Source organism: Anabaena sp. CCY 9402-a (genome assembly GCF_963920945.1).
Taxonomy (GTDB): Bacteria; Cyanobacteriota; Cyanobacteriia; order Cyanobacteriales; family Nostocaceae; genus Trichormus; species Trichormus minutissimus.
On the sequence record NZ_CAWUDL010000233.1, the window covers coordinates 1 to 255 of the forward strand.

The window sequence follows — 255 nt, forward strand, 5'->3', positions numbered from 1 at the left end:
GCGGTTGGTGATGGTGTCGCGGTTGGTGATGGTGTCGGGGTTGGTGATGGTGTCGGGGTTGGTGATGGTGTCGGGGTTGGTGATGGCGTTGCTGTTGGTGATGGTGTCGGGGTTGGTGATGGTGTCGCGGTTGGTGATGGTGTCGGGGTTGGTGATGGCGTTGCTGTTGGTGATGGTGTCGCGGTTGGTGATGGTGTCGCGGTTGGTGATGGTGTCGCGGTTGGTGATGGTGTCGCGGTTGGTGATGGTGTCGGG

At 60.8% G+C, this 255-nt stretch carries 1 protein-coding gene; it reads left to right on the forward strand.

From position 1 onward, the window contains the following. On the forward strand, positions 1–255 hold a 255-nt coding region (locus ACM0OR_RS28415; protein WP_414579746.1), incomplete at both ends, for a hypothetical protein.